The organism is Dietzia sp. B19, assembly GCF_014145155.1.
Classification (GTDB): domain Bacteria; phylum Actinomycetota; class Actinomycetes; order Mycobacteriales; family Mycobacteriaceae; genus Dietzia; species Dietzia natronolimnaea.
Genome location: NZ_JAALED010000041.1, coordinates 1 through 4,605, shown reverse-complemented (window position 1 = coordinate 4,605; position 4,605 = coordinate 1). Strand labels below are relative to the sequence as shown.

The 4,605-nt window shown below is 66.9% G+C and carries 3 protein-coding genes and 1 pseudogene; all 4 read right to left on the bottom strand.

The genetic code is table 11. The features are described from left to right. Window positions 1–853: ABC transporter ATP-binding protein (locus tag G6020_RS01815; protein ID WP_182609470.1), on the bottom strand; the 853-nt coding region annotated here is incomplete at its 3' end. A 5-nt stretch (window positions 854–858) separates the two neighbouring features. Further along, window positions 859–1,548, bottom strand: coding sequence for a TetR family transcriptional regulator (locus G6020_RS01810; protein WP_182609469.1), 690 nt, complete (start codon window positions 1,546–1,548; stop codon window positions 859–861). Between the two features lie 292 nt (window positions 1,549–1,840). Beyond that, entirely contained in the window at window positions 1,841–2,866 is a 1,026-nt protein-coding gene (locus tag G6020_RS01805) for a CNNM domain-containing protein (RefSeq protein ID WP_179524156.1), read from the bottom strand. After that, a pseudogene (locus tag G6020_RS01800) lies at window positions 2,866–4,276 on the bottom strand (hemolysin family protein). The gene G6020_RS01805 and the pseudogene G6020_RS01800 overlap by 1 nt, the downstream one beginning before the upstream one ends. Window positions 4,277–4,605 lie beyond the last annotated feature (329 nt).

Here is a 4,605-nt window from a genome sequence, read left to right as displayed (position 1 = left end):
TGAGGGTCGGCGGGTGGGCGACCAGCGAGCGGACGCCCAGTGGTGCGAGTGCACGGACGGCCTCGTCGACACTGTCCCCGTCGACCTGGAAGCGGACCTCGTCGTCGTCGATCTCCACATCGTGGACACCCTCGACCCGCCGCAGATCGCCCGCCGGTCGGTCCGTACGGGCGACCATCGTGGTGCGGGTCATGTGGCGCAGCTCCTCCAGGCTCCCGGTCTCGACGGTGCGACCCTGCCGCACGATGGAGATGCGGTCCGCTAGCGCCTCGACCTGCGCGAGGATGTGACTGGAGAGCAGGACCGTGCGGCCGGCGGCCTTGACCTCACCGATCGCCTCCTGGAACACGACCTCCATGAGGGGGTCCAGGCCCGCGGTGGGTTCGTCGAGCAGGAGCAGGTCCACCTCGGAGATCAGCGCGGAGATCAGCGCCACCTTCTGCCGGTTGCCCTTGGAGTAGGTGCGGGCCTTCTTGGTGGGGTCCAGGTCGAAACGCTCACACAGCGCGTCGCGACGGCGCCTGTCGAGCGGACCACGCAGCCGGGCGAGCAGGTCGATCGCCTCGCCGCCGGTGAGGGTGGGCCACAGCTCCACGTCACCGGGCACGTACGCGAGCCTGCGGTGGAGCTCGACGGCGTCGGTCCAGGGGTCGCCGTCGAGCAGTCTGACGATGCCGGCGTCCGCGCGGAGGAGGCCGAGCAGCACGCGCATGGTGGTGGACTTGCCGGCGCCGTTGGGGCCGAGGAAGCCGTGCACCTCCCCCCGTGCCACCTCGAGGTCAAGACCGTCGAGGGCGCGCGTGGCGCCGAAGGTCTTGACCAGACCTCTCGCCGAGATCACGACGCCGTCCATGGTGGTCACTGCTCCTTCCGGGGGCCGTCAGGGGTGTCGAACGCGTCCGCGAACCGGTCGAGTGTGCCGGGCTCGAACAGGCCCTGGGTGAACAGCTCCACGACCGGGAGCATGTAGGGGGCGAGGCTCTCCGGCGGAGCCTCGGTGTCGAGGAAGTCCACGCCGAGCAGTCGGTTCATGTGCTCGTGCAGGACCAACGATCCCAGCGACCAGAGCGTCAGTACGATGACTCGTTCGCGCGAATGGGCGCTGGGCTTGATGAGACCGGCCTCGACGGCGGCCCCGGTGTAGGCCTCGGCGTCGGCGACCATCTCGTCGATGAGATGCGCGATGTGATCGCCTCCCTCAGAGAGGGTGCGGGCCAGGTAGCGCAGCAGCGGGCGACTGTCCTCGATCTGCCGCAGCGACTGGAGCGGGTCCAACTGTGCGCCCTGGCCCATCGAGGACTCCTTGCCCTGCCGCACCAGCCGCACCACGTGCTCGTCGCAGGCCTGGTGCAGTCGGTCCTTGCTCCCGAAGTGGTGGAGAATCAGCGCCTGCGAGACACCCGCCTCGACGGCGATGGTCTTGAGGCTCGTTCCCGTGACGCCGTGCGCGCCGAACTTGGAGATCGCCGCGTCCAGGATGCGGTCGACTCCGCTTCGATGAGCGCCGCTTCGATCGGCTCCGCTGCGGGACGGGTCATCCTCGGGCACGGCTACCGCCTTTCGTCGCTGACTGAGTGTTCAGTCAACGTAGTCCTGACTGAATGGTCAGTCAATGATTGGTCAGTCGCTGGTCAACTCTGTCGTCGCCGCGGCGCCCCGATCTCACCCGAGCTCTCCCCGGGGTTCAGCACCCACCCGAGCAACCCACCGAACACCTCGGCTGGATTGGCGGTCGCGGCCGTGGCGACACGACTGATCACCCCTCCCGCACTCCTTCTGCGTACGACTCGGGCCGAGGTAGGTTCAGACGTCGACAACCCATCCGACGACGTGCAGGGCGCTACGCCCCGGTTCGTCCGGACTCCTGGGGAAGGAGATGCTTGAGGATGTCGGAGATGGTGATCACCCCGATGAACTGGCCCTGGTCCGTCACTGCGGCCAGCTGTTCGCTGCGCTCGCGCGCCTCTGCGAGCGCCTCGTACACCGGAGTGCGAGAGTCGAACACCATCACCGGGCGCGCAAAAGCACGTGCGTGCGCATCCGCGGGCTCCATCAACGTGTCACGCACATGGACCACCTCCGGAGTGGGCGAATTGCCGTCCTGGAGGAGCACCCGCGTATAGCCGGTGCGCGTCGCGGCCTGTTGGACCTGGGCCACCGTGGCTCCGGCCGGGACCGCGGTGGGTGCCGTCGAGGTGTCGACGAGCGCTCCGATATGCAACTGGTCCAAGCCGAGCGCACCCGACAACGGGGATCGGAACGAGTTGTCGAGGGAACCCGCCGTCGCCGAGTGTTCGACGAGCTGGCGGATCGTAGCCGCGTCCTGTCCACCCACGGCGGCACGCTCAACCGGCGTGACGCCACTGGCGGAGACAAGACGGTTGGCCACTGCGTTAACCCACCGCAGCAGCGGACGGAACACCCAGATGAACCCCCTCGAGGGCAGGCCCACGAACTTGGCGGCGAATTCCGGGTGCGCAATCGCCCACGACTTGGGCGCCATCTCCCCCACCACCAGATGCAGGAAGGTCACCAGGAGCAACGACAGCCCGAACGCCACGCCACCAGCGAGCTGGGCCGGTGCGCCCCACGAAGTGAAGACCGGGCCGAGCCACGAGTCCACGGCGGGCTTGGTGACCGCACCGAGTGCGAACGTGCAGACCGTGATGCCCAGCTGGGCACCGGCGAGCATGAGGGTCAGCTCGTTCATCCCGCGAAGCGCCGCGCGGGCCGAGGCACTGGTTGCCGCTTCCTTCTCGAGCCGGTGCTGTCGCGCGCCGAGGAGTGCGAACTCGATCACGACGAAGAACGCACTCAACACAATGAGCCCCGCAGTAATGGCCGTGACAACCATCGGGTTTCCCATCACCGAACCTCGCTTTTTCCAGACGCATCGTCATCGCCGGCGTCGAGGGGAACGGTGCCACCACGCTCCACGAGACGAATCCTCAGCTCAATGGGCACCAACCGCTCCACCTCGAGAACCTCGATGTCCAGAGCCACTTCCCGTGGATGGTCGGCGATCAGCTCGCGGGGATCGATTGGCAGATCGACACGCACCGTCTGCCCCACCTCGGGCAGGCGCCCGTGCGCGGCGATCACCAGACCCGCCACGGTCTCGTAGTCACCCTCGGACAGTGTGTGGCCGAGTGCCCGCTCGGCCTCGTCGATGTGGACGTCGCCATCCATCCGCCAGCAGCTCTCGCCCTCGCGGGAGATCACCGAATCCGCCTCGACGTCGTGTTCGTCGGACAGTTCGCCGATCAACTCCTCGGCGAGGTCTTCGATGGTGATCACGCCGGCGAAACCCCCGTATTCGTCCACTACCGCAGCGAGCTGGGCCTCTGAATCGGTCAAGCTGAACAGCGCATCCGGTAGCGACATCAACGAGGGGACCACCACAACCGGGCGCATGAGCTCGGTGACCGGCGCGTCGGGCTCCAGAGTCCAGCCGAGCACATCCACCAACTGCACCACTCCCACCGGCTCCTGCTCCTCGGTGACCACGGGATATCGGGTGTGTCCGGTGGCCATCAGAACCCTCACCTCCCCGACCGTCGCATCGGGTGAGACGACACTGGTGTGAGACCTCGGAACCATCGCATGCTCGACCGTCCGGTCCGGAAAGTCCAGAATTCTGTCGATGAGGACGGAGAGATTCTCGGGCAGATCCCCACTTCCCCTGGCATCGGCGACGATGCGCTCGAGATCCTCCGCCGTGGCGGTGGTGTCCAGATCGTGAACAGGATTGACCCCGACTGCCCGGAGCAACAAGTTGGCAGACTTGTCGAAGACCACGATGAGCCAGCCGAACACCGTGAGGTACACAGTGGTCGAACGGGCCAGGCCACGCGCCAGGGGCTCCGGGCTGGCCAGCGCAAGGTTCTTGGGATACAACTCGCCGAAGATCATCTGCACCACCGTCGCGGCGATCAACGCCAGCACGGTACCCACCGTCACACCGACAGCCGCGGGGACGCCGACCCCACCCAACAGGGTCCCGAGCGATTGGCCGACCAGCGGTTCGGCCACGAACCCCACCAGCAGTCCGGTGACCGTGATCCCCAACTGGGCGCCCGAGAGCATGAACGAGGTCCGTTGGGTGACCTTCAGCGCACGCGCTGCCGAGACGTCCCCCCGCATCCGCCCGCGCCTTGAGCCTGTTCCTGTCCACCGACATGTAGGCGAATTCCTGGGCCACGAAGTAGCCGTTCGCCGCGATGATCGCCAGGATCACCAGGATTCCCAGCAGCAGCATCAGGAGCGTCACGCCCATCAGAACGCTCGCTCACGTGATCGCGGTTCACGGTTCAGCGACCACGGGTTTCGCGGTGAAACTGGCCAGAGACAACTCGGACCCGGGTCGTCAGCCGACCCGGGCCTTTCGCAGGGGGTACCCATCAGGGGATTTCACTCGCTCCAAGTCTGAGATAGACGAACTCGTCGACGCCAAGTATTGCGCATGACCGTCTCGGCAACCACCCGGCGCACCCACCCCGCGGGAAGGCGGACCCGACCACGCCTCCCCCACCAGCGACTGACCCGGCGACACCTCGCCCGCCTGTGATTAACTGAACTGCACCAGAAGGGGAGTATCCCTCACGC